The following is a 19442-nucleotide window of genomic DNA, read 5'->3' as shown; positions in this document are numbered from 1 at the left end:
CCGTGCCACTACGTCATTCCTTCCTGAACCCCCCACCACCGCTCCCGAGGACTCACGCGTGCACAAGCTCAGAACGCATGCCCTGGTTTCGGCCCTGTCGACGATCACCGTCGCGACTCTGTTGGCCACCGGCTGCTCCGCCCACTCCCCCGCTACCACCGGCGCGGCAGCCGCCTCGACGGCCGAAGCCTCAAAGACCGGCACCGCAGAGGAACGACTCGCGGTCGTCTCCGCCCCGACCGGTGACGTCGCCACCCCGACCGCCGTGGCCGCCGCGAACACGCTCGACCAGGCCCGGGCCAGGAAATCCGCCCTCAAGGTCGCGTCGTACGACAAGAAGAGCGGCCGGGCAGTCATAGCGGCACCACCCTCCGGCTCCAGCACGGCACCGTCGGCAACCCCCTCGACAACGGCCCCTTCCTCGCCCGCCGCCACCGGCACTCCCCAGGATCCAGGCTCGGACGGAGCGCATTCCAAGACCGCCGTGGCTGTCGGCGACGTCATAGCCAGCGCCCCCGCTCCCGGCGCCCCCGACGGCGTCCTGGCCAAGGTGACCGAAATCGTCGACACCGCGGCGGACGGCAGTGCGACCGTCCAGACGGAACCGGCCAAGCTCAACTCCGTCCTGGGTAAGAGCAAGGCGGACGGCGCGGTCCCCGTCGACCCGTCCACCCTGAAGGTCGATCCGCTCGTCGAGGGCGTGAAGGTCTCCTGGGCGAAGACCGGCGACCTCACCTTCGGACCCGAGGGTGCGAAGCTCCCGCTGGGCAGCCTGCGCATCGACGTCGGAACCGCTGTGCAGACCGCCGCAGGTGCCCCCGCCTCGGCCGCCGCCTCGCTCAAGGGCTTTGTCCAACTGGCCCCCGAGGTCGCCTTCTCGTACGACGGATCCGGCGCCGCCGCGAGTTCCTCGCCCAGCGGCGCGTTCCTGGGTCTGACCGGCGAGTGGGCCTCCCAGTGGGAGCTGAAGGGCCGCGCGGCCGGCACGACCAAGGGCAAGCCGATCCGCATCCCCTTCGCCGAACTGCACGCCGCCCCCGTGATCCAGGTCGGCCCGGTCCCGGTCGTCGTCAATCTCGACCTCGTCTGCTACTTCCAGGTGGACGCCGACGGCCACGTCACGGTCGACGCCGAGCAGGACCTCAAGGGCGACTTCCGCGTCGGCGGCAACTTCACCTGGGCCAAGGGCTGGAGGGGCGTCAGTGAATCCCACATGAGCGGTGAGCCCCTGAAGACGACGGTCACCGCCGTCGGTGCCGTGAAGGCCGCCATGGGTGCCGAGGCGACGGTGGGCCTCTACGGCACGGTGGGCGTCACCGCCGACCTCGCCCCCTACCTCCGTGCCGCAACCGAGGCGAAGGCCGGGGGCTCGACGGACGGCACCGGCTCCGCCTCCGGCTCCTGGGCCCTGTACGGCGGCATCGACCTCACCGGCACGCTGAATCTCCAGCTCTCCATCTTCGGCACGCCCGTCTTCCAGACGCGGATTCCCCTCGGCGCCCTGCACAAGGAGTGGCTGCTGACGAAGGGCGAAGTGAGGACGTAGAAGCCCTGGCGGCCAGGTCGGGCCGGAGCGGGCCTGCTCAGTAGGCCACGCAGAGACGCCCCTGATGGTGCGCGGCCTTGTCGATCTCGTCGACGAAGGCGAGGGCGTAGTCGGCGCCGGAGACGAAGGAGCGGCCGTCGGCGTCGGAGAGCATGACCCTGGCGCCGAGGCGGAAGGTGCCGACGCGCTCGCCGGGAACATGGGCGCCGAACTCGGCGGCGGGGCTGAGGCAGAACCAGTCCACGTCGGTGTCGGCGGCCCGCGGGGCCTTCAGGGTCTGTGCGTGGGCGGTCATCTCGGCCTTGACGAATGCGGGCACCTCGGCGACGTCGATCACCCGCGGTCCGCCCTCGGCGACATGCAGGCTGCCTGCTCCGCCCACGACCCCGATCCGGGCGCCGCCCTCAGTGGCCGCCTTCAGCAGGGCGGGAACGAGCGTGGGCAGGAACGGCTCGCCGTCCAGGCTGCCCCGGACCGCCACGACCAGCACATCGGACCTGGCCGCCAGGTCGCGCACCAGAGCTTCCTCGTCCAGCTGCCCGGCGACGGGGGTGGGGGCGTTGCGCGCCCCCGCGTCTGAGGACCTTTCAGGTGACCTCCGGTCAACACAGCTCCGAGCGGGGCCGGTGGCCTCGGTATACCGGCGGGCCGGACCGCTCCGGATGCGACCTACAGGACGGGTCACGGCGACGACTGCCTTCGCGGATCGGCCGGTCCGATAACGGCCATGCCTGGGCGTTCCGTTGCGGGCGGTCGGCGCGCGTGTCAGACCGCGGACCAGCCGTCGTCGACGGGAAGGATCGCGCCGTTGATGTTGCCGGCGGCCTTCGAGGCGAGGAAGAGGATCACCGCCGCCTGCTCCTCCGGCTGCGAGATACGCCCCAGGTTGACGAAGTGGGGGCCGATCGTCGCGGGGCCGTGCGCAGCTTGATCGGCTTCCACCGAGATGGCGGTTGCGGTGCCACCCGGGCAGATGGCGTTCGCGCGGATGCCGTTCTTCCGGTACATCACCGCCAGCGACTTCGTCAGGCCCACAATTCCGTGCTTGGACGCCGTGTACGCGGCACCCGCGGCACTGCCGCGCAGGGCAGCCTCCGAAGCCGTGTTCACGATGGCGCCACCGCCGGCATCCAGCATGTGCGGCAGCACGGCGCGCGTGAGGAGGAAGGGCGCCGTGAGATTGACCCGGATGACCCGTTCCCATTCAGCGTCACTCACGTCAGCCAGGGCCGACATCCTGTCCATGATTCCGGCGTTGTTCACCAGGACGTCCACGCCGCCGAACCGCTCCACCGCCGTAGCGGCCACCCGGTCCACGACGGCCTGCTCGCTCAGATCCCCCGTGACGGCCACCGCGATGCCACCCGCCGACTCGATTTCCTTGACGACCGCGTGGGCTCCGTCGGCGTTCAGATCCGCCACGACGACACGGTCTCCCTGCGAGGCGAAGGCCAGCGCGGCCGCACGCCCGATGCCCGATCCCGCTCCGGTGACGATCACGCTACGCCCGTTCACAGCCTCGGTCATGAGGTGCTCCGTCCAGATGAGTGCCGGCGCGACGTACTCGTGTCACGTCGCGCCAGCACCCTACAACTTTATGTCTTTGAGAGACATAAAGTGGGCGATGGAGAATGGGCGCATCATTGATCACCGGTATGGGAGGGGCAGCGTCAGATGACCGCAGCTCGCGGACGGATGGGGCGGCCGCCGCTGACCGAGGAACGCAAGGCAGCCATCCGGCTGGACATCGCCCACGCCGCGGTCGACCTGTTCATCGCCCAGGGTGTCGCGGCGACCACGGGCGAACAGATCGGGCAGGCGGTCGGCATCTCGGCGCGGACCGTGTGGCGCTACTTCCCCACCAAGGAAAGCTGCGTACGGCCGCTGTTCTCGACCGGCGTCGACACGATCGCCACCGCGCTGCGGCAGTGGCGCCCTGGCCGCCCCCTCCAGGAAGCCTTCGACCCGCTGTGGGCCACGGACGCGACGCTCACGGGATCAGACGTCGGCGCCCTGCTGCGACTGACGCGGACCGAACCGGGCCTGCGCGCGGTCTGGCTGCAGACTCACGACGAGGCGGAACCCGCCTTCGCGCGTGCCCTGGCGGAGCGAGCCGGACTGCCCGCCGACGACGTACGGCCGGTGATCTGGGCCGCGATGCTCAATGCCGCCCTGCGCACTGCGGTCGAACAGCACGCCGCTCGATCCACCGACCCGGACCTCAGCCCCGCATGGATCATGGCCGATCTCAAGGCGGCCCTGCGCACCGCTCTGGCCGTCGCGGCGGCTGGTATCACCTGAGTTCGCGAGGTGACGCGCTTCCGTCCCCTGCCGCGACCGGCTGGGATGATCGGCAGACCGCGCCGGAGATGTCGTCACGTTGGAGTTTCGGGTCGTCGGCGAATTCGGGCGGGATGCCGCCGGTGTCGACGAGGCCGGGCTGGACAAGGGGGACGCGGACGCCGGTGCCCAGGCACCCGGCGCGGATGTCTGGCGAGGACGGACGCCGTCGATGGCAAAGGTGGTGACGCCGTGCGAACGCAGCGTGTGGGGCGACGTGTTGCGCTGTCGCCGCCTTCGAGCCGCCAGAGCCCACCACGCTTCCAGGCCCACAACTTCCGTCCCACGGTAGGCCATTGAAACCACGGCGTTGTCACCACGCCGTGCCTCGCTGTCGCATGATGAGATCGTGCGTGCTCACCTCTCCTACCAGCCCCAGGACGAGCGGCAGGCCTCGTCCCTGGCCGCCGCGCTGGCGCGGGCCGGTGCCGACGTCGTGCCCGGTGCCGACGCAACCGGGACCGGCACGCTTGTCCTGCTGTGGTCGTACGCCGCCAGCGCCGCCTCGGTCCCGGCCCGGCCGGAAGGCGAACGCATCATCCCCGTCCGCCTCGACGACTGCCCCCTGCCGCCCCCGCTGAACCGACTGCCCCAGATACGCCTGGCCGTCGGTGTGACGGACTCGGCAGCGGCCGCGATCACGCGCCTCGCCTTGACCGGCACGCCGGCCGCCAACCAGCCCACGGAACCCGAACCCCCTGTGGTCATCAGCGACTTCGGCCCCCTGGGCCAGTACGAGACGTGCCCGCGGTGCGGCGCCGGCAGCGACCGGCTGCGCCCCTACGTCACCGTCGACCACCGCGACGACCGCGCCTTGCGCCTGGTCATCTGCGGCTCGTGCGGCTGGCAGCACCACGGGGACCTCTGACCACCTCTTGCGGCCCAGCTCGGACCGGACGACATGCAAGCCCGGACGAGCAGACCACGGTGCCGTCCGCACCAGGGACACACCCTTCCGGCCCCCCTCCTGGCACCGGCACACTCCGTTCCGGCACACCCTCCGGGCCCTCCGCACCGCGCCCGCGAGCGACCGCACCACGCCGGACACCGACCGCCGGGACGCCAAGGCTTGAGCGCTGCACCCGCTCCACGCAGCGCCCAGCGCCTTGTTCAGTCGAGGACCGCCGTGGCTTCGATCTCCACCAGATGCTCGGGCACGTCCAACGCCGCCACGCCGATCAGCGTGGCCGGCGGGGCCGGGGCAGCCCCCAGCTTCGCCGCTGCCCGCGCCATCCCGTCCAAAAGTGCCGGCATCTTGTCGGCACTCCAGTCCACGACGTAGAACGTCAGCTTCGCCACGTCGTCGAAGGAGGCGCCCGCCGCCTCAAGCGCCGTGCCGACGTTGAGATAGCTCTGCTCGACCTGTGCGGCGAGGTCGCCCTCACCGACCGTGGCCCCCAAGGCATCCCATGAGACCTGCCCGGCTATGAAGACCAGCCTGGACCCGGAAGCAATGGACACCTGATGGTAGACATCCACCGCAGGCAGTCCGCCGGGATTCACAAAGCTGATGGCCATGATGCTGTTCTCCTCGTCCTGAGCGCCCGCGCGGCTGGGTTCACATCCCCGGACCAGACGGTCTCGCTCTCTTGTGGTTACTGAGAAACCGTAAGAGAGTGAGCGCCTACGTGGAAGAACGCACTTTTTGGTGACTGGAGAACCTCATGGTGACCACACAGCTCACAGGCTCCCCCGACGACGCGGACCTGACCCGAGCAGGCTCCCTGGCGCGCGAGATCTTCTCCGACATCGCCAACAAGTGGGCCTTCCTCATCGTCGAGACCCTCGGTGAACGGACCCTGCGCTTCAGCGAGCTCCGCAACCAAATCGACGGCATCAGCCACAAGATGCTCACCCAGAACCTGCGCATGCTCGAACGCAACGGCCTCCTCGAGCGCACCGTCCACCCCACCGTCCCGCCGCGGGTCGAGTACACCCTCACTCAGGCCGGCCAAGCGCTGCGCGCAACCGTCGACAGCATGTGCGACTGGACCCACCAGCACTTCACCCACATCCAGGCCGCCCGCCGCCGCTTCGACACCTGACGGCCGACACACGAGCTGACACGGACCGGCCGCCGCCAACGCCCACCGCGCTCCCGGTCCCAGCGGCCACCGGACCAGCGACGGCTGACGGCCGACACTTCATGCGCTCGGCCCGGCCGGCCCCACACCGATGCCGCCGAAACTGGTTACCGCTGGCGGCCTCGGCGCGTTCCGTGATCCGGCTGGATCCAGAGCTCGGCCGGAGGGCCGCTGCTGTAGCCGCCCCAGGGACCACGACCGCACCGCCACACCACGGACCCGCACCACCACAGCGAATTGCCCACGATCACCCCGGCGTTGCGCGCCTGCCCCGCAGGACGGCGTGGATGACGTGGTGCCGCCGACCGTCTCACAGACCGCGACAGTGAGCGGCGCTGCGATTGGCCACCGCCGTGTGCGTGTGAGCGGGCGGCCAGGTTGGCACCCCCGGGTTACAGGGCTGCTCACCCCACGGGCGAGTTCTGGCGCAACCTGCCACCCGCACCGAGAAGGCCATCGCCGACCTTGCTGCCATGACGGCGCCGACCTGATGCGACAGACGCCGGGCCCGCGCCGAGCTCAGTGGGCGTGGTCGTCGCCCAGGCGTTCCGAGAGCTCGAACATGTTGCCCCAGGGATCGCGGAAGAAAGCCAGGCGGGCGCTGATGTCGTCGATCTCGAACGGGGGGTTGACGATGTCCACTCCACGGGCGCGCAATTCCTCGAGTGCGGCGTCGACGTTGTCCACGGACAGGCACACGTGGCTGTAGCCGTTCAGGCCAAGGCTCGCGTCGACGTCGCCGAACTGGGGCTGGGCAGCGGCACCGGGGCCGCCGAGGATCTCCAGTCGGAAGTCGTCCTGAGCGGGCGGCAGCACGTAGGCGAGCGTCAAGTCGCCGTACGGCCACACCTGTAGGACTCTCCAGCCCATCGTGTCGACCCAGAACGACCGGGCCGCCTCGAAGTCGGGGTATCGGATGCCGGTGTGGTGGCCGCGCATGGACGCGAACGGCGACGTGGTATTCCGCGGGGGCGTGGGAGGAAGTGGCATGAGGATCTCCTTCGGTGCGGGGTGTCAGGCGGGGGTGACGTCGGTGGAGCGGGCCAGTTCCTGCCAGGCCTCCAGCTCTGCGCCCACCGTGGCGAGCTTCGTACGGATGTCCGAAAGGGTGGAGGTGCCCAGCGGCAGGCGGGCGGGCATCTGCGGGAGATCGGCGAGGGTCAGGATGGCGACCGCGGCCCGTGCGGGATCGCCTTCTTGCTGCCCGTGGTTCTCCCCGGCCCAGGCGCGAGAGGCACCGCCTGTGGCGGCGTAGTCGTCGATGACGCGCTCGGCGTGCTCCAGCGACGAGGAGCCGAGGAAGCCGGTCCGCAGAGGTCCGGGCTGCACGGAGGTGACCTGAATACCCATGGGGGCCAGTTCGAGTCGCAGTGCTTCGGTGATGCCCTCGACGGCGAACTTGGAGGCGCTGTAGACGCCCCAGCCGGCCCAGGCGACGACACCTCCGGTCGAGCTGATGTTCATGACGCGGCCTCGGCCGGCAGCTCGCATCACCGGTGCGACGGCGCGCAGGACCGTCAGCAGACCGAAGACGTTGCTGTCGAACACGGCGCGGGCCTCGGCATCGCTGGTCTCCTCCACCGCACCGACCAGTCCGCGGCCGGCGTTGTTGACCAGCACGTCGATGCCGCCGAACCGCGCGATGGCCGCCTTCACCGCCGCCTGCGCCTGCTCCTGGTCGGTGACGTCCAGCGGCACCACCAGAAGCTGGTCCGCACGGCCGGGCGGCAGCGCCTCCTCGATCTGCCGGGGACTGCGCGCGGCCGCCACGACCTGCTCTCCGCGCTCCAGCGCCGCCTTGACGACCTCCAGGCCCAGGCCGCGGGACGCGCCGGTGACAAACCAAACAGACACGATGTGCCCCTCTTGTCGATTGTCGGTGACGTCATCCATTACGGCCCGGCGCACGGGCGCTTCACAGGGGATACCTGGTAGCGCTGATGGTGGCTGTGCCAGTACCACCCACCGGCTGCCCGGTCACGACCCGAGGGGCCATACTCGAGAGGTGACCAGAGGCAACGACCTACGCGACTTCCTCAGCTCGCGCCGCGCGGCCCTCACACCCGAACAAGTCGGCCTACCCAGCCCCAGCACCGCCCGACGGGTCAAGGGACTGCGCCGCGAAGAGGTCGCCGCCCTCGCCGGCGTGAGCGTCCACTACTACGTCAAGCTCGAACAGGGCCGCGCGGGCAACGTCTCCGACCAGGTGGCCGACGCCGTCGCGCGGGCCCTGCGCCTCGACGAAGTCGAGACCCGCTACCTCCGCTCGCTGCTGCACACCGAGACCGACCGCGGGCCGGCACCCGGGCCGGCTCGGCCACGGCCCGCGCTCCAGTCGATGATCCGCGCGCTGGACGTGCCCGCCATCATCCACGGGCCGCACCTGGAGGTGCTCGACATCAACCACACGGGCAAGGCCCTGCTCGACGACTTCGACGCCATGCCCCTCGCGGAGCGCAACACCGCACGCTGGATGTTCCTCAACCCGCGTGCCCGCGTCGTCTACCGCGACTGGGCCGAGATCGCCGCCGACGTCGTCGGCGTACTGCGCAACTCCGCGCGCAACGGCGAGGACGAGGCGCTCTCCCGCATCGTCGGCGACCTGAGCATGCGGTCGGCGGAGTTCGCGGCCATGTGGGCCGACTACCGGCTCGCAGAGCACCAGCATGGCGTCAAACGCTTCTACCACGAGGCCGTCGGCGACATGCGGCTCAACTGGCAGACCCTCCACCTGCCCGACAGCCACGGCCAGACCATCATCATCTACAGCGCCGACACGGGCTCCCCTTCGGAGGAGAAGCTACGGCTGCTCGCGAGCTGGACCGCGAACGACGCGGCAGCGCCGCCGGGCCGGACCCGCACTCGCTGACAGGACGGGCACCGGACGCATGGCTTGGCGTGATCAGTGCGTGCCAGATCCAGTCCGCTGCCGCCGACACCCGCTCGCCCACTCCCTGCACTCCCCCACGGCGGGTCCGGGCCGTGGACTGGAGTGTCGCGCTTCGCGGCGAGAGCGAGCGGGCCGTACGTCCGCGGTGCGACGGATCCGTCTCGCGTAGGCCCTGCAGACGGAATTCACCACGCCCGTGACGTTCCCCGAGTTGCTCAACATCGCAGGAGCTGCAGTGCGGTGGCGATCCCGAGTCTGGTCACGTCCTCAGGCGTGGAATAAAAGCGGAGCAAGCTACTCCCCCTGGCTTCCGGCCTCTCATCTGCGATGTTTCAGCAGGATCGCAGGAGCATGACAGGAGCGACCTGGCTCGGGAGCATGAGTGCGCGCGAACCGGGACGTGCGCCACCGGGCCACGTCCGGCTCCGGCTTCCATCAAGGAGGAGAAGTGACGGGACGAATTCTCGCGGGCAGACGGCTTTCGAAGGTGGCGGCGACCGGAGTCCTCGCCATCCTGGTCTCGACCCTCGCGGCACCGTCCGCGGAAGCGCTCGGCAACAACCGGGCGGTGAGCCGCTCCTGCGGGACGAACTACGTCTCGAGCGGGTTCACCGGCAGCTACAACTGGGCCCAGACCCGGAAGCAGAGCGGTGACTGCACCGGCCGGCTGAGCGCGGCCATCGAGTACGGCACCGGCTGGTGGACGCCCCGTGCCTACGGTACGAGCGAGAACGCCTACACCTCGCACACCTCGACGACCAGGGCCGCGAACGGGCTGCACTGGGGCTGCGACTCGTGCAACGTGACCAGGAGCTGACAGGTGCGCTTCCGCTTCCTCGCCACCGCGCTGCTGACCGCAGTCGCGGTGGCGTCCTGCACCCCCGGCACCGACAACACCACGCAGGGGGCGAACGAGGACGTGCCCCTTCCGGGCCAGCAGTGGGCACTCCGCGACGACCGGGTGACAGCGAGCGAGTACCGCACCGCGATCACACGCTTCCTCGCGTGTATCGAGGACAGCGGCTACCGCACCAGCGATCCGGTGATCAGCCCGATCGACGGACTGAGCCTGCTGTACGACATCACCCCCTCAGGAGACCCGGCGACGTACAACGAGCGCGTCCAGCGTTGCAACCTCGGCCATCTGTCGATGATCGAGCCCAGTTATGTGGAGTCGCACCACAAGGTCATGGACCAGCCACTGAGAATCGCCGTCGGCAAGTGTCTCGAGCGCCGCGGCGCGCACGTGTCGGGCACCGAGCAGAACGCGACGGACTTCGCCACCGCCGCGCACGACGAGCCAGCCGTGGTGGAATGCGTGACGGAAACGAGGCAGCAGCTCTACCCCGGCCTGCCGGACTTCGCTGTTGTGCGGATCTGAGCCCTGGCTCCCAAATGCCTCATTTCGTGGTCGCCCCCGCGACGGGTGTGTTGCAGCTCACCGCGGCCCCGGCAACGAGCGGGAACACCGCGCCATGGTTGACCGTTCATCTGTATGTGGCTGGCGGAGGGGACAGTGTCCCCGGGCCTCACCTATAGCCCATGGGGACGATCGTCCGGCTGAAGCCCCATGGAGCACCTCGCCGAGAGGCGACCGCCCTCCGCACGCCACCGCTAACGGCCCCGGCTGGTCTCCCCCGTCCAGTCGGGGCTTTCACGTACTGCCACCCCCTTGCCCTCGCAGCGTGCAGCAGTTCGCGCGGACCTGGCCCGTGGCATGGTGGTGCCCCTGGCACGCGGGCGACAATCGCTCGCATGATCGAGTCCTCCGGTGGCCCGTCCACCTTCCGTGACCTGTCCGCCTTCGTCGCCTGTTCGCGCGTCAACTCCCTTGCCCTGTCCGTCGATGGCACGCGTCTCGTCGCCGCCGTGCAGTCGCTGTCCGGGGACGGGACGCGGTTCGTGTCCAGTCTGTGGGAGATCGATCCGACCGGGGAGCGCGAGGCGCTGCGGCTGACCCGGTCCGACAAGGGTGAGTCGGGACCGGTGTTCGGTCCGGACGGCACGCTGTACTTCCTGTCCGGCCGCGCTCCTGCGGACGGCGACGAGGACGAGGGGAACGCGCTGTGGGCGCTTCCGCCGCGCGGGGAGGCCGCCGTCGTGGCCCGGCACCCGGGCGGGATCGCCGCGGTCACCGTCGCACGGGAGTCCGGCGCACTGTGCCACACCGCAGGGCTGCTGCCCGGTGCCGCCGACGCCGAGGCGCACGGCACGATGCGCGCGGCACGAAGGGACGCGAAGGTCACCGCGATCCTGTACGAGGCCGGGCCGACCCGTGCCTGGGACCATGACCTGGGCCCGGCGGAGCCGCACACCTTTGTCCGCGCCGGTGTTGACGCGGAGCCGGTCCTCGTCGGCGGGCAGGGGGTCGGTCTGGAGGATCCGGGGGATGCGGCGTTGTCGCCGGACGGCACACGGGTGGCGTACTGCCGGTTCGTGCCCGGGCGGGTCCCGGACGAGCATCGCACCGCCGTGGTGGTGGCCGACGCGGTCAGCGGTGCGGAGATCCACGTGGTCGGTGACCTGGAGCACCTCTACGAGGCGCCGCGGTTCACCCATGACGGCTCGGCCCTCGTGTGCTGCCGGATGCGCTATCCGACGTACGACGATCCCTGGGATGTGACGCTCGTCCGGATCGACCTGGCCGACGGCGCGGTGCGGGACCTGCTGCCCGGGTTCGACAACTGGCCCGGCGGCGTTGTCTGTTCACCGGTGGACGACACGCTCTTCTTCACCTCCGACGAGCAGGGGCACGCGCCCGTCTTCCGGCGGGATGCGGACGGTGGCGTCACACGCCTCACCGCTTCGGGGGCGTACGGCTCGCTGACCGTGGCCCCCGACGGGCAAACGCTCTACGCCCTGCGCCACGCGGTCGACGCGCCGCCGACGCCCGTCCGGATCGACGCAAATGTCGCCGACCAGACCCCTGCCGTACTGCCCGCCCCGGGCGGCGTCGGCCGGCTGCCCGGCACACTCACCGAGGTGCACGCCAAGGCGGACGACGGCTTCGCGCTGCGCGGCTGGCTCGTCATGCCCGAGGGCGCGTCCGCACAGCAGCCCGCCCCACTGCTCGTCGCCGTCCATGGCGGACCGCAGTCCAGTTGGAACGGCTGGACCTGGCGCTGGAACCCGTGGCCGTTCGCCGCGCGCGGCTATGCGGTGCTGCTGCCGGATCCTGCCCTGTCGACCGGCTACGGGCAGATCAACCACCGGCGCGGCTGGGGGCAGTGGGGCGGGCGCCCCTACACGGATGTGATCGCGCTGACCGACGCGACCGGGGCACGGGAGGACGTCGATGCCTCACGTACCGCGCTGGCCGGCGGTTCGTACGGCGGATACATGGCGAACCGGGTCGCCACCGGCACGGACCGGTTCAAGGCGATCGTCAGCCATGCGGGGCTGTGGGATCTGCGGATGTTCCAGGGCGACACCGATGCACCGTGGTACTTCCAGCGGATCTTCGGCGACCCGCTGACCCGCCCCGAGCGCTACGAGGCCGACTCGCCGCACCTGGACGTCGCGAAGATCCGCACCCCGATGCTGGTCATCCATGGCGCGCAGGACTACCGCGTGCCCGTCGGGCAGGGCGCCACCCTGTTCCAGGAGCTGCAGCGGCACGAAGTCCCCGCGAAGTACCTCTACTTCCCCGACGAGAACCACTGGATCCTCAAGCCGAACCACACGCGCCTGTGGTATGAGACCTTCCTCAACTTCCTCGACCACCACGTACTCGGCACCGAATGGCAACAGCCCGACTTGCTGTGACCGCCCGGGCCTCCCATCACCTGGGGCAGCCATCGGTCTCCGAGTGTGCAGGTCGTCGCCTGCTCTCAACGAGCGCGGTCTCCACCATGGGCCGGCGCCAGGTGCCCCGGTGGGGAGCGTTCAGTCGGGGCAGAGGGCGTTGATGCGGAGGCCCGCTGATGCGTCGGCCTGCGGATCGGCCTCGGTCGTCACCGCTGCGTTGCGTCTTTGTGGTCCCGAGGCCGCTCCGCTGTCTCCTGAGGCCGATGCTCGGAGGCTGCCCACGAGGCGAGCAGCGCCAGCCGCTGCGCCGAAACAGTGCCCGGTTCCGCGTGATGGACCACCATCAAGAGCCCGTCGGTGCCGACGACGGCATACTTCTCCCGCCGCAGGCAGAGGTCGCCGACCTGAGGGTGGCGGATCACCCCGGCGTCGCTGCCCCCGCGACGCACCTCGTGCCGTGCCCACAGCCGGCGGAACCGCTCGCTCTTGAGCGAGAGCTCCCCGACGAGCGCCTGAAAACGCTCGTCGTCGGTGTCGGTGCCGACCTCGGCGCGCAGCTGGGCGACGACGCCGGCGGTGTTCTGCTCCCAGTCGGGGTGGTAGTCCGCCGCCTGCGGGTCGGTGAACAGGGCGATCAGGCGGTTCGTGCCCGGCGCCATGAGCGGCGAGAGCGCCACCGCCAGAGGGTTCGCGGCCAGCACGTCGCGGTACCGGTTGACGACGAAGGCGGGGACGTTGAGCGTGTCGAGCAGCATCAGCGTCCCCGTCGGCACGCGCTCGGTACGTCGCGTCGCCCGGCGTCGGACACGCGGCCGGGCCAGCTCCATGAGGTAGGCGGTGGACTCGGTGTCGAGCTGAAGGACACCGGCCAGGGCCTCGAGTACCTGGACCGACGGGTGACGGTCACGGCCCTGCTCCAGCCGAAGGTAGTACTGCGCGCTGACGCCGGCCAGAATCGCGACCTCCTCGCGCCGCAGACCGGGCACCCGTCGAAGCCCGCGCGCGGGGATCCCGACGTCCTCCGGACGAACGAGCTCCCTCCGGGCGCGCAGGAAGGCGCCGAGGGCGTTGCCTCCCTCTCCCGATGTCGCTGCCATACGGCCACAGTAGGCGCTCGGCATACCGGGACGACATTTGTGTGGCTGTCCCTGTCACTACCAGTGACACGGGGGATCTCCCTGCCCGCACCCGCCCGGCGGAACCTGGAGACGACCACCTGAGATCTGACAGAGGGATGACAAACCATGTCGCAGGACACCTGGTTCATCACGGGCATCAACAGCGGCTTCGGCCGCGCGCTGACCGAGCAGCTCCTTGCCGCGGGCCATCGCGTTGCCGGCACCGTCCGTAAGGAGGGATCTGTCGACGATCTCACCGCGAGGTACGGCAAGCGGCTGTGGGTCGCACGGCTCGATCTCACGGACACGCCGAGCATCCGCACGGTCGTCGACCGGGCCTTCGCCGACCTGGGCCGCATCGACGTGGTCGTCAACAACGCCGGCTACGGGCTGTTCGGGGCAGCCGAGGAGCTCACGGACGACCAGATCGACCACATCCTCGCCACCAACCTGACCGGTTCGATCCAAGTCGCTCGCGCCGCCCTGCCCCACCTCCGGGCACAAGGCCGTGGACGGATCATCCAGCTCTCCACTTACGGCGGTCAGGCCACCCACCCCGGCGCCTCGCTCTACCACGCCAGCAAATGGGGCATCGAAGGGTTCATGGAATCCCTCTCCAAGGAGATCGCCCTGTTCGGCATCGAGGTCACCATCGTCGAGCCGGGAGGAGCCCGCACCGAATTCCGCTACGACAGCCTCCGGACCGCGGCCCCGATGCCGACGTACGACGACAGCCCCGCCGCGATGACCCGCGCAGCCGGCGACCGCAGCCGCCCCTCGCTCGGCGACCCCGCCAAGATGGCCGCCTGCATCATCGAGAGCACCACCCGGACTCCAGCCCCCCTCCGGCTCGTCCTCGGCAGCGACTCTCATCGGTTCATCACCACCGCCCTGCGCGAGCGCCTCGCCCAAATCGAGCCCCAGGCCCAGACGGCCGCCTCCACCGACTGGACCGACTGACCTTCGGTGCGAAACCGGGAAAACGGCCAGTGGGCTCGTCGGGCGGGTATCGCCGGAGGCTGTCACTCACGCCGGCCGGCGCGGTCGTCGGTGAGGCTGGGCCTCGACATCGCCGAGCAGTAGCCCTAGGGCGGCCCGGCGTGGAAGAACTGGCTTCAGACCGCCGACATCTTCGACGCCGCCCGCGACGGACCCGTTCAGCCGCGGCGGACGCTCACCCCGCCGATCAGGCCCCACGCGTCGATGCGGACCGTCGGGCCGCCGGGCTCAGTTGGGCCGTCGTCCTTCACGCCGCCCAGGCGGATGCCGTGGACCTCGACGTGGACGTCGGGGCGGACCTTGAGGCTGACGCCGCCGATCAGGCTCAGTTTGGTGATGCGCAGTTCGGCGCCGTCGGGGATGTCGATGTCGGTGAGGTCGACGTCCGCGCCGCCGATCAGGGAAGCGGTGAGGGTGCGCTCGTGCAGGTTCTCGCCCTTGAGGCGGTGGCCGCCGATGAGGCTCACCTTGATGTCGGTCTTGTGCGGGTCCTCGCCACTGGTCTTCGTCATGGACACGAAAGTACGGGCGGAGGGATTCGTTCCCCCAGTGTCCGTCGTCCAGCGATCGGGATGACAGATGTCACGCACGCCGGCGACCCGAGCAGCTCCAGGCTGGCCGCCTCGATGGTACCGGCGATACCATCGGTACCATGCCTCAGCCCAAAGCGATGAACCTCCGCTTTCCCGATCCGGCCCAGCGAGCCGCGATCGAGGCCGCGGCGCGGCAGGAGGGGGTCAGCCTGCAGGAGTACATCCTGTCCGCTGCCTACGCTCGGGCCACCGCGGTGGAGACGCACTTCCTCGACGCCTTTAGGGCGTCGATGGCCCGTAGCGGTGACGCCTTCGCCGAAGCGGCCGAGTCGGCCGACGCGGCCGTTCCCGACGGGGAGCGCCGCACTGCGGAGCGGGCCGCGCGGCATGATCTTGAGGAGCAGCACGAGCAGGGTCACGCCGCGTGACACAGCACGAACCGTCGCGCCCTCTTGAGGTGGCTTTCCTGCTGCATGCTGCCGAGTTGCTGCCCGGCGATCCGCAGGTGGACGATTACGGTCCCCTGTACGCGGCTGTCGCCCGGGTCAATGCCCGGGCCATGGAGCGAAACGTCTACGGATCCTTGTATCTGAAGGCGGCGGCGCTGATGCAGACGCTGGTGCGGCTGCCCTGTCTGGAGCACTCCAACGAGGCGTTCGCCTGGCACTGCACGGAGGCCTACCTCGTCCTCAACGGGTGCCGTCTGGAGTATCCGTCGAAAGAGGCGGTCGCCCTGGTGCGGGACGCGGCTTCCGGTGCGATGGGAGTAGGCCTGATCGGCCGTCAGCTGCGTGCATGGAACGTTGCCTGATTGTCCGGTGTCTTGGTGGTCATGTCCGCCTTCGAGATCCGGCCATGCACTCCCTTGACGATGTCCACCACCTGGGAGACATGGAAGTCGGCGGCCGCGCTGAGGTAGGCCAGGCCCACCGGGCCCGGGATGCCGAACCGGTCCGTGAGCAGGGTGAGGGCGTCGCGTACCGCGTTGCGCAGGGCCTCGTCGAGGTCGTGGTCGAGGCCGAGGACGATGTGCTCGGTCGCGGTCTCCGCGAAGGGGGCGCGCAGACGGGCGGCCAGGGAGCGGGTGGCCTCGTCGCGGTGGACGGTCAGGCGGAGGGTGGCACGCAACGGCGCTTCGAAGGCGGTCAGGGAGACCTCGCCGTCGCCCTGCGAGAAGTGGGGGTCGCCGACGTAGAAGAGGGCGTCGGGGACCTGGACGGGCAGGAAGAGGCGGGCGCCGGTGCCGAGGTGGCGGACGTCGATGTTGCCGCCGTGCGGGCCGGGTGGGACGGAGTGGACCGGGGACTCGGTGGCCGGGGCCACCCCCATGATCCCCAGGAACGGCCGCAGCGGGAAGGCGAGTTGGCGGCCGTCGCCGACGGGCAGCCGTCCCCGGCCGTCCTCGCCGACGGTCGCGACCAGGCTCGACGGCTCGCCCGGGGGTGTCAGCGGATACTCGCCCGGGAGAGCTCCTTTGCCGTGCCGGTTGCTGATCACGCCGTAGGGCGCGCGACGGTGCAGGGTCAGGACCTCGACCTCCAGAACGTCGCCCGGTCGTGCGCCCTGGACCGCCACGGGTCCGGTGACGACGTGCGGGCCGTGCAGGGAAGGGTCGTGCTCGCGTGCGGAGGCCGCCAGTTCCACGGCGTCGTGCAGCAGGCGGTCCTTGGAGATGCCGGACTCGCCGAAGAAGGCGGCCGGGTCTCGGCCCTGGTCCTCCAGGATGCCCTCGTGGCTGATGGTGTCGAAGGTGACGGTGTCACCCGTGCGGACGGTCAGCGCAGGTTTGGCGGTGGCGTTGGGCAGCAGGCCCCAGTGCACCCGGGAGGGGTCCGCGGGCAGGTAGTGGTCGCCGTCGAGCGGGCCCAGCCCGGGATGGAGGAGGTTCACTTCAGGGCCTCCTGGAGGGCTTGCGCGGTGAGGGTGAAGCCGAAGCACTGGCGGACGTTGTAGAGCGTGGCGTCCATGCAGTACGCGGGCGAGGTGGTGGCCGCCGCGTCCTCCAGCAGGAGGACGTCGTAGCCGAGGTTCGCGGCGTCCATGAGCGTGGCCAGGACGCACTGGTCGGCGTTGACGCCGGCGAACAGCACGGTGTCGACGCGCAGATTGCGCAGCACACTGTCCAGTTCGGTGTCCTGGAAGCCGCTCATCCGGTACTTGGCGACGTGGAGGTCGCCGTCCGCCGGTTCGAGCCCTTCGACGATCGCGGCCGAGGTACTGCCCTGCTCCAGCACCCGGCCACCCGGCAGCGGGGCCCCGATGCCGCCGCCGGTGCCCTCGGGGTCGTAGACGTGAAGGACGCCGGGCGGGAGGTTGGCCCGGTCGGGGCGGTTGCCCCAGTTGAGCCAGATCACGGGGACGCCGACGGCGCGCAGGAGCGGCAGCAGACCGGCGATGACGGGGATCGGGGCGCGGGCCGGGGTCACGTCGACGCCGATGGAGGCGAGCCAGCCGTCGGGCGAGCAGAAGTCGTTCTGCATGTCGACCACGATCAACGCGGTGGCCGCCAGGTCGGTGGTCACGCTCTGCGGCAACGCCACGACGGTCACCGGGTGCGGGGCGCGGTGGGGGCGGGCCAGGGTGACCACTCCCCCGCCCAGTCCCCCGTCCACCCGCCAGGCGTTGCGGGAGTTGGGCCCTATGAGACGGTGAATCTCAGGCATGCGCGGGACTCCTCCATTCGGCAATGAACTCCAGCAGGGCACGGTCGGTGCCGCGGGCGCCCAGCGCACACAGTCCGACGGGCAGGGACCGCACCCGCAGCAGCGGGGCGACGACCGCCGGGAGACCGGCCAGTGAGGCGAGGCAGGTCAGGTGCAGGGTGGCGGCCCGCACGGCCTCCACTTCGGCGGGCGGCGCGTCGGCGAGCGGGGCGGGGCCGCTCGCGGCGGGCAGCAACAGGGCAGTGCCGGGCGGGATTACGGCGTCCAGCAGCTTCCGCGCTTCCGTCAACTCCTCTTCCGCCTGGGCGCGTTGGGCCGAGGTGACCCGGCGCCCGTTGTCGAAGCGTGCCGCCACGTCCGGGGCGAGCGCGTCCGGGTGCGCGGTGATCCAGGCACCGTGTCCCTCCCACGCCTCCGCCGCCTGCACGGTCCGGAAGGCGGCGAACCAGCCCTCCAAGTGCTCGGAGATCCCGGTGGCCGCGCGGGTCACCGGCAGGGCCGACGCTCGGCATGCCGCCTCGAACGATGACCGCACCTCGGGTTCGGCGAGAGCCACCAGGTCGTCGTCGACGAGGAGTTGCGTCACTGGCTCGCAGGGCTCATCGGTGATCAGCAATGTCCGGGCCGCGCGCAGGAGGAGGTCGGGATCGCGGGCCAGGAGGCCGGCGGTGTCGAAGGAGGGTGCGAGTGCCAGCAGGCCGCCGGTGGGTGTGGCCGCGTGCGTGGGCCGCCAGCCGTACAGGCCGCAGTAGGAGGCGGGGACGCGGATCGAGCCGGCGGTGTCGGTGGCCAGCCCCAGGTCGGCCCAGCCGCGGGCCACGGCGGCGGCCGGGCCGCTGCTGGAGCCGCCGGTGATCCGGCCGGGGGCGGCGGGGTTCACGGGGGCGCCGTAGTGCGCGTTGGTCCCGGCGAGGCTGAAGGCCAGTTCGTCGGTCTGGGCGATGCCGGTGAGTTCGGCGCCCGCGTCGAGCAGGCGTCGTACGGCGTCCGCGTGCGCCTCTTCTGTGCGGGCTTCGGCCAGCCAGGCCGGGTTTCCCGCGCCGATGCGCTGTCCCGCCACCGCGAACAGGTCCTTCACGGCGGTGCGGACGTGTGCCAGCGGGCCCTGGCCGCTCGACTCGACCAGCGGACCGGCCACCCGCCACACCGCCGGATCGGGGCGGTCGTCCGGCCGAGGTGCGGCTGCGGCGCTGACATGCGCGGCGGCGATCCGCCACCCGGCGTCGGTGAGCTGCCACATCTGGGTCTGCAGCCCGCGCGTGCCGTCCTGCCGGCGTGTCTCTGCGGTGACGACCGCGACCCGCGGCGCCGGGTGCACGACGTGCACTCGTTCTACGGCCCGTGCCGGGGCCCCGCCTCGCCCGCGCCGGAAGTCGGCGATGGCGGCGTGGCCCACGACGACGGAGTCCCCTTCGGCGCGCAGGGTGTCCGGCGTGTCGAGGAACCAGTGGTCCAGGCCCGACAGGTCGTTGGCCATCAGGGCCCGTTCGTACGCCCAGAAGGCGGCGAGGAGATCATCCAT

At 70.6% G+C, this 19442-nt stretch carries 21 protein-coding genes; 11 read left to right on the top strand and 10 right to left on the bottom strand.

Annotated features, from left to right (window positions below):
- Positions 1-58: 58 nt before the first annotated feature.
- A complete protein-coding gene (locus ACFULQ_RS02970; RefSeq protein ID WP_383537267.1) occupies positions 59-1546 on the top strand; it encodes a hypothetical protein in 1488 nt (495 codons plus the stop codon).
- 37 nt (positions 1547-1583) lie between these two features.
- Here ACFULQ_RS02970 and ACFULQ_RS02965 read toward each other — a convergent pair whose 3' ends face one another.
- Both ACFULQ_RS02965 and ACFULQ_RS02960 read right to left on the bottom strand, forming a co-directional pair.
- Complete coding sequence (locus tag ACFULQ_RS02965; RefSeq protein ID WP_383537264.1) at positions 1584-2063, bottom strand: NAD(P)-dependent oxidoreductase; 480 nt, start codon at positions 2061-2063, stop codon at positions 1584-1586.
- A gap of 248 nt (positions 2064-2311) precedes the next feature.
- Positions 2312-3073 carry an SDR family NAD(P)-dependent oxidoreductase gene (locus ACFULQ_RS02960; protein WP_383537263.1) on the bottom strand — a complete coding sequence of 254 codons (762 nt, stop codon included), beginning with the start codon at positions 3071-3073 and terminating at the stop codon, positions 2312-2314.
- Between the two features lie 147 nt (positions 3074-3220).
- On the opposite strand from ACFULQ_RS02960, the gene ACFULQ_RS02955 reads away from it, so the two are divergent.
- Together ACFULQ_RS02955 and ACFULQ_RS02950 are read left to right on the top strand one after the other, a co-directional pair.
- Complete coding sequence (locus ACFULQ_RS02955; protein ID WP_383537260.1) at positions 3221-3847, top strand: TetR/AcrR family transcriptional regulator; 627 nt, start codon at positions 3221-3223, stop codon at positions 3845-3847.
- A 388-nt stretch (positions 3848-4235) separates the two neighbouring features.
- Positions 4236-4754 carry a hypothetical protein gene (locus tag ACFULQ_RS02950; protein ID WP_383537257.1) on the top strand — a complete coding sequence of 173 codons (519 nt, stop codon included), beginning with the start codon at positions 4236-4238 and terminating at the stop codon, positions 4752-4754.
- A 242-nt stretch (positions 4755-4996) separates the two neighbouring features.
- On the opposite strand, the gene ACFULQ_RS02945 is transcribed toward ACFULQ_RS02950, so the two are convergent.
- Positions 4997-5404, bottom strand: coding sequence for a RidA family protein (locus ACFULQ_RS02945; RefSeq protein ID WP_383537254.1), 408 nt, complete (start codon positions 5402-5404; stop codon positions 4997-4999).
- Between the two features lie 146 nt (positions 5405-5550).
- Between ACFULQ_RS02945 and ACFULQ_RS02940 the strand changes: the two genes are divergently transcribed.
- Positions 5551-5931 carry a winged helix-turn-helix transcriptional regulator gene (locus ACFULQ_RS02940; RefSeq protein WP_383537251.1) on the top strand — a complete coding sequence of 127 codons (381 nt, stop codon included), beginning with the start codon at positions 5551-5553 and terminating at the stop codon, positions 5929-5931.
- A gap of 558 nt (positions 5932-6489) precedes the next feature.
- Here ACFULQ_RS02940 and ACFULQ_RS02935 read toward each other — a convergent pair.
- The gene (locus ACFULQ_RS02935) at positions 6490-6960 is read right to left on the bottom strand and encodes a VOC family protein (RefSeq protein ID WP_383537249.1); all 471 of its coding nucleotides are present in this window, start codon (positions 6958-6960) and stop codon (positions 6490-6492) included.
- Positions 6961-6984: 24 nt separating this feature from the next.
- Positions 6985-7824: an oxidoreductase gene (locus ACFULQ_RS02930; protein WP_383537247.1), complete on the bottom strand. Its 840-nt coding sequence runs from the start codon at positions 7822-7824 to the stop codon at positions 6985-6987.
- A gap of 151 nt (positions 7825-7975) precedes the next feature.
- Here ACFULQ_RS02930 and ACFULQ_RS02925 point away from each other — a divergent pair, with 151 nt between their 5' ends.
- The 4 genes from ACFULQ_RS02925 (at position 7976) to ACFULQ_RS02910 (ending at position 12625) form a co-directional block, all read left to right on the top strand.
- The gene (locus ACFULQ_RS02925; RefSeq protein WP_383537244.1) at positions 7976-8839 is read left to right on the top strand and encodes a helix-turn-helix transcriptional regulator; all 864 of its coding nucleotides are present in this window, start codon (positions 7976-7978) and stop codon (positions 8837-8839) included.
- A 469-nt stretch (positions 8840-9308) separates the two neighbouring features.
- On the top strand, positions 9309-9677 hold the full coding sequence (locus ACFULQ_RS02920; RefSeq protein WP_383537242.1) for a hypothetical protein: 369 nt from the start codon (positions 9309-9311) through the stop codon (positions 9675-9677).
- A 3-nt stretch (positions 9678-9680) separates the two neighbouring features.
- Entirely contained in the window at positions 9681-10241 is a 561-nt protein-coding gene (locus ACFULQ_RS02915) for a hypothetical protein (RefSeq protein WP_383537239.1), read from the top strand.
- 374 nt (positions 10242-10615) lie between these two features.
- A complete protein-coding gene (locus ACFULQ_RS02910; protein ID WP_383537237.1) occupies positions 10616-12625 on the top strand; it encodes a S9 family peptidase in 2010 nt (669 codons plus the stop codon).
- Positions 12626-12813: 188 nt separating this feature from the next.
- Here the strand turns inward: ACFULQ_RS02910 and ACFULQ_RS02905 are convergent, their stop codons facing one another.
- A complete protein-coding gene (locus ACFULQ_RS02905; protein WP_383537234.1) occupies positions 12814-13704 on the bottom strand; it encodes a helix-turn-helix domain-containing protein in 891 nt (296 codons plus the stop codon).
- Between the two features lie 147 nt (positions 13705-13851).
- Between ACFULQ_RS02905 and ACFULQ_RS02900 the strand changes: the two genes are divergently transcribed.
- On the top strand, positions 13852-14685 hold the full coding sequence (locus ACFULQ_RS02900) for an SDR family oxidoreductase (protein WP_383537233.1): 834 nt from the start codon (positions 13852-13854) through the stop codon (positions 14683-14685).
- 197 nt (positions 14686-14882) lie between these two features.
- Here ACFULQ_RS02900 and ACFULQ_RS02895 read toward each other — a convergent pair whose 3' ends face one another.
- Positions 14883-15236, bottom strand: a complete 354-nt coding sequence (locus tag ACFULQ_RS02895; RefSeq protein ID WP_383537230.1) for a hypothetical protein — start codon at positions 15234-15236, stop codon at positions 14883-14885.
- A 140-nt stretch (positions 15237-15376) separates the two neighbouring features.
- Between ACFULQ_RS02895 and ACFULQ_RS02890 the strand changes: the two genes are divergently transcribed.
- Both ACFULQ_RS02890 and ACFULQ_RS02885 read left to right on the top strand, forming a co-directional pair.
- The gene (locus ACFULQ_RS02890; protein ID WP_383537228.1) at positions 15377-15685 is read left to right on the top strand and encodes a DUF1778 domain-containing protein; all 309 of its coding nucleotides are present in this window, start codon (positions 15377-15379) and stop codon (positions 15683-15685) included.
- Positions 15682-16068, top strand: coding sequence for a fic family toxin-antitoxin system, toxin component (locus tag ACFULQ_RS02885; protein ID WP_383537225.1), 387 nt, complete (start codon positions 15682-15684; stop codon positions 16066-16068). The genes ACFULQ_RS02890 and ACFULQ_RS02885 overlap by 4 nt, the downstream gene beginning before the upstream one ends.
- On the opposite strand, the gene ACFULQ_RS02880 is transcribed toward ACFULQ_RS02885, so the two are convergent.
- Genes ACFULQ_RS02880 through ACFULQ_RS02870 form a run of 3 tightly spaced genes read right to left on the bottom strand, consistent with a single transcriptional unit; the run spans position 16041 to position 19442 of the window.
- Positions 16041-17147, bottom strand: a complete 1107-nt coding sequence (locus ACFULQ_RS02880) for an acetamidase/formamidase family protein (RefSeq protein ID WP_383537222.1) — start codon at positions 17145-17147, stop codon at positions 16041-16043. The genes ACFULQ_RS02885 and ACFULQ_RS02880 overlap by 28 nt on opposite strands.
- Positions 17144-17920: a cysteine hydrolase family protein gene (locus tag ACFULQ_RS02875; protein ID WP_383537219.1), complete on the bottom strand. Its 777-nt coding sequence runs from the start codon at positions 17918-17920 to the stop codon at positions 17144-17146. The genes ACFULQ_RS02880 and ACFULQ_RS02875 overlap by 4 nt, the downstream gene beginning before the upstream one ends.
- Positions 17913-19442: an amidase gene (locus tag ACFULQ_RS02870; RefSeq protein ID WP_383537217.1), complete on the bottom strand. Its 1530-nt coding sequence runs from the start codon at positions 19440-19442 to the stop codon at positions 17913-17915. The genes ACFULQ_RS02875 and ACFULQ_RS02870 overlap by 8 nt, the downstream gene beginning before the upstream one ends.

This window comes from Streptomyces sp. NPDC057253 (genome assembly GCF_042669125.1).
Lineage (GTDB): Bacteria > Actinomycetota > Actinomycetes > Streptomycetales > Streptomycetaceae > Streptomyces.
Note: the sequence above shows the minus strand (reverse complement) of the source record. Positions and strands in the feature narration are given on the sequence as shown.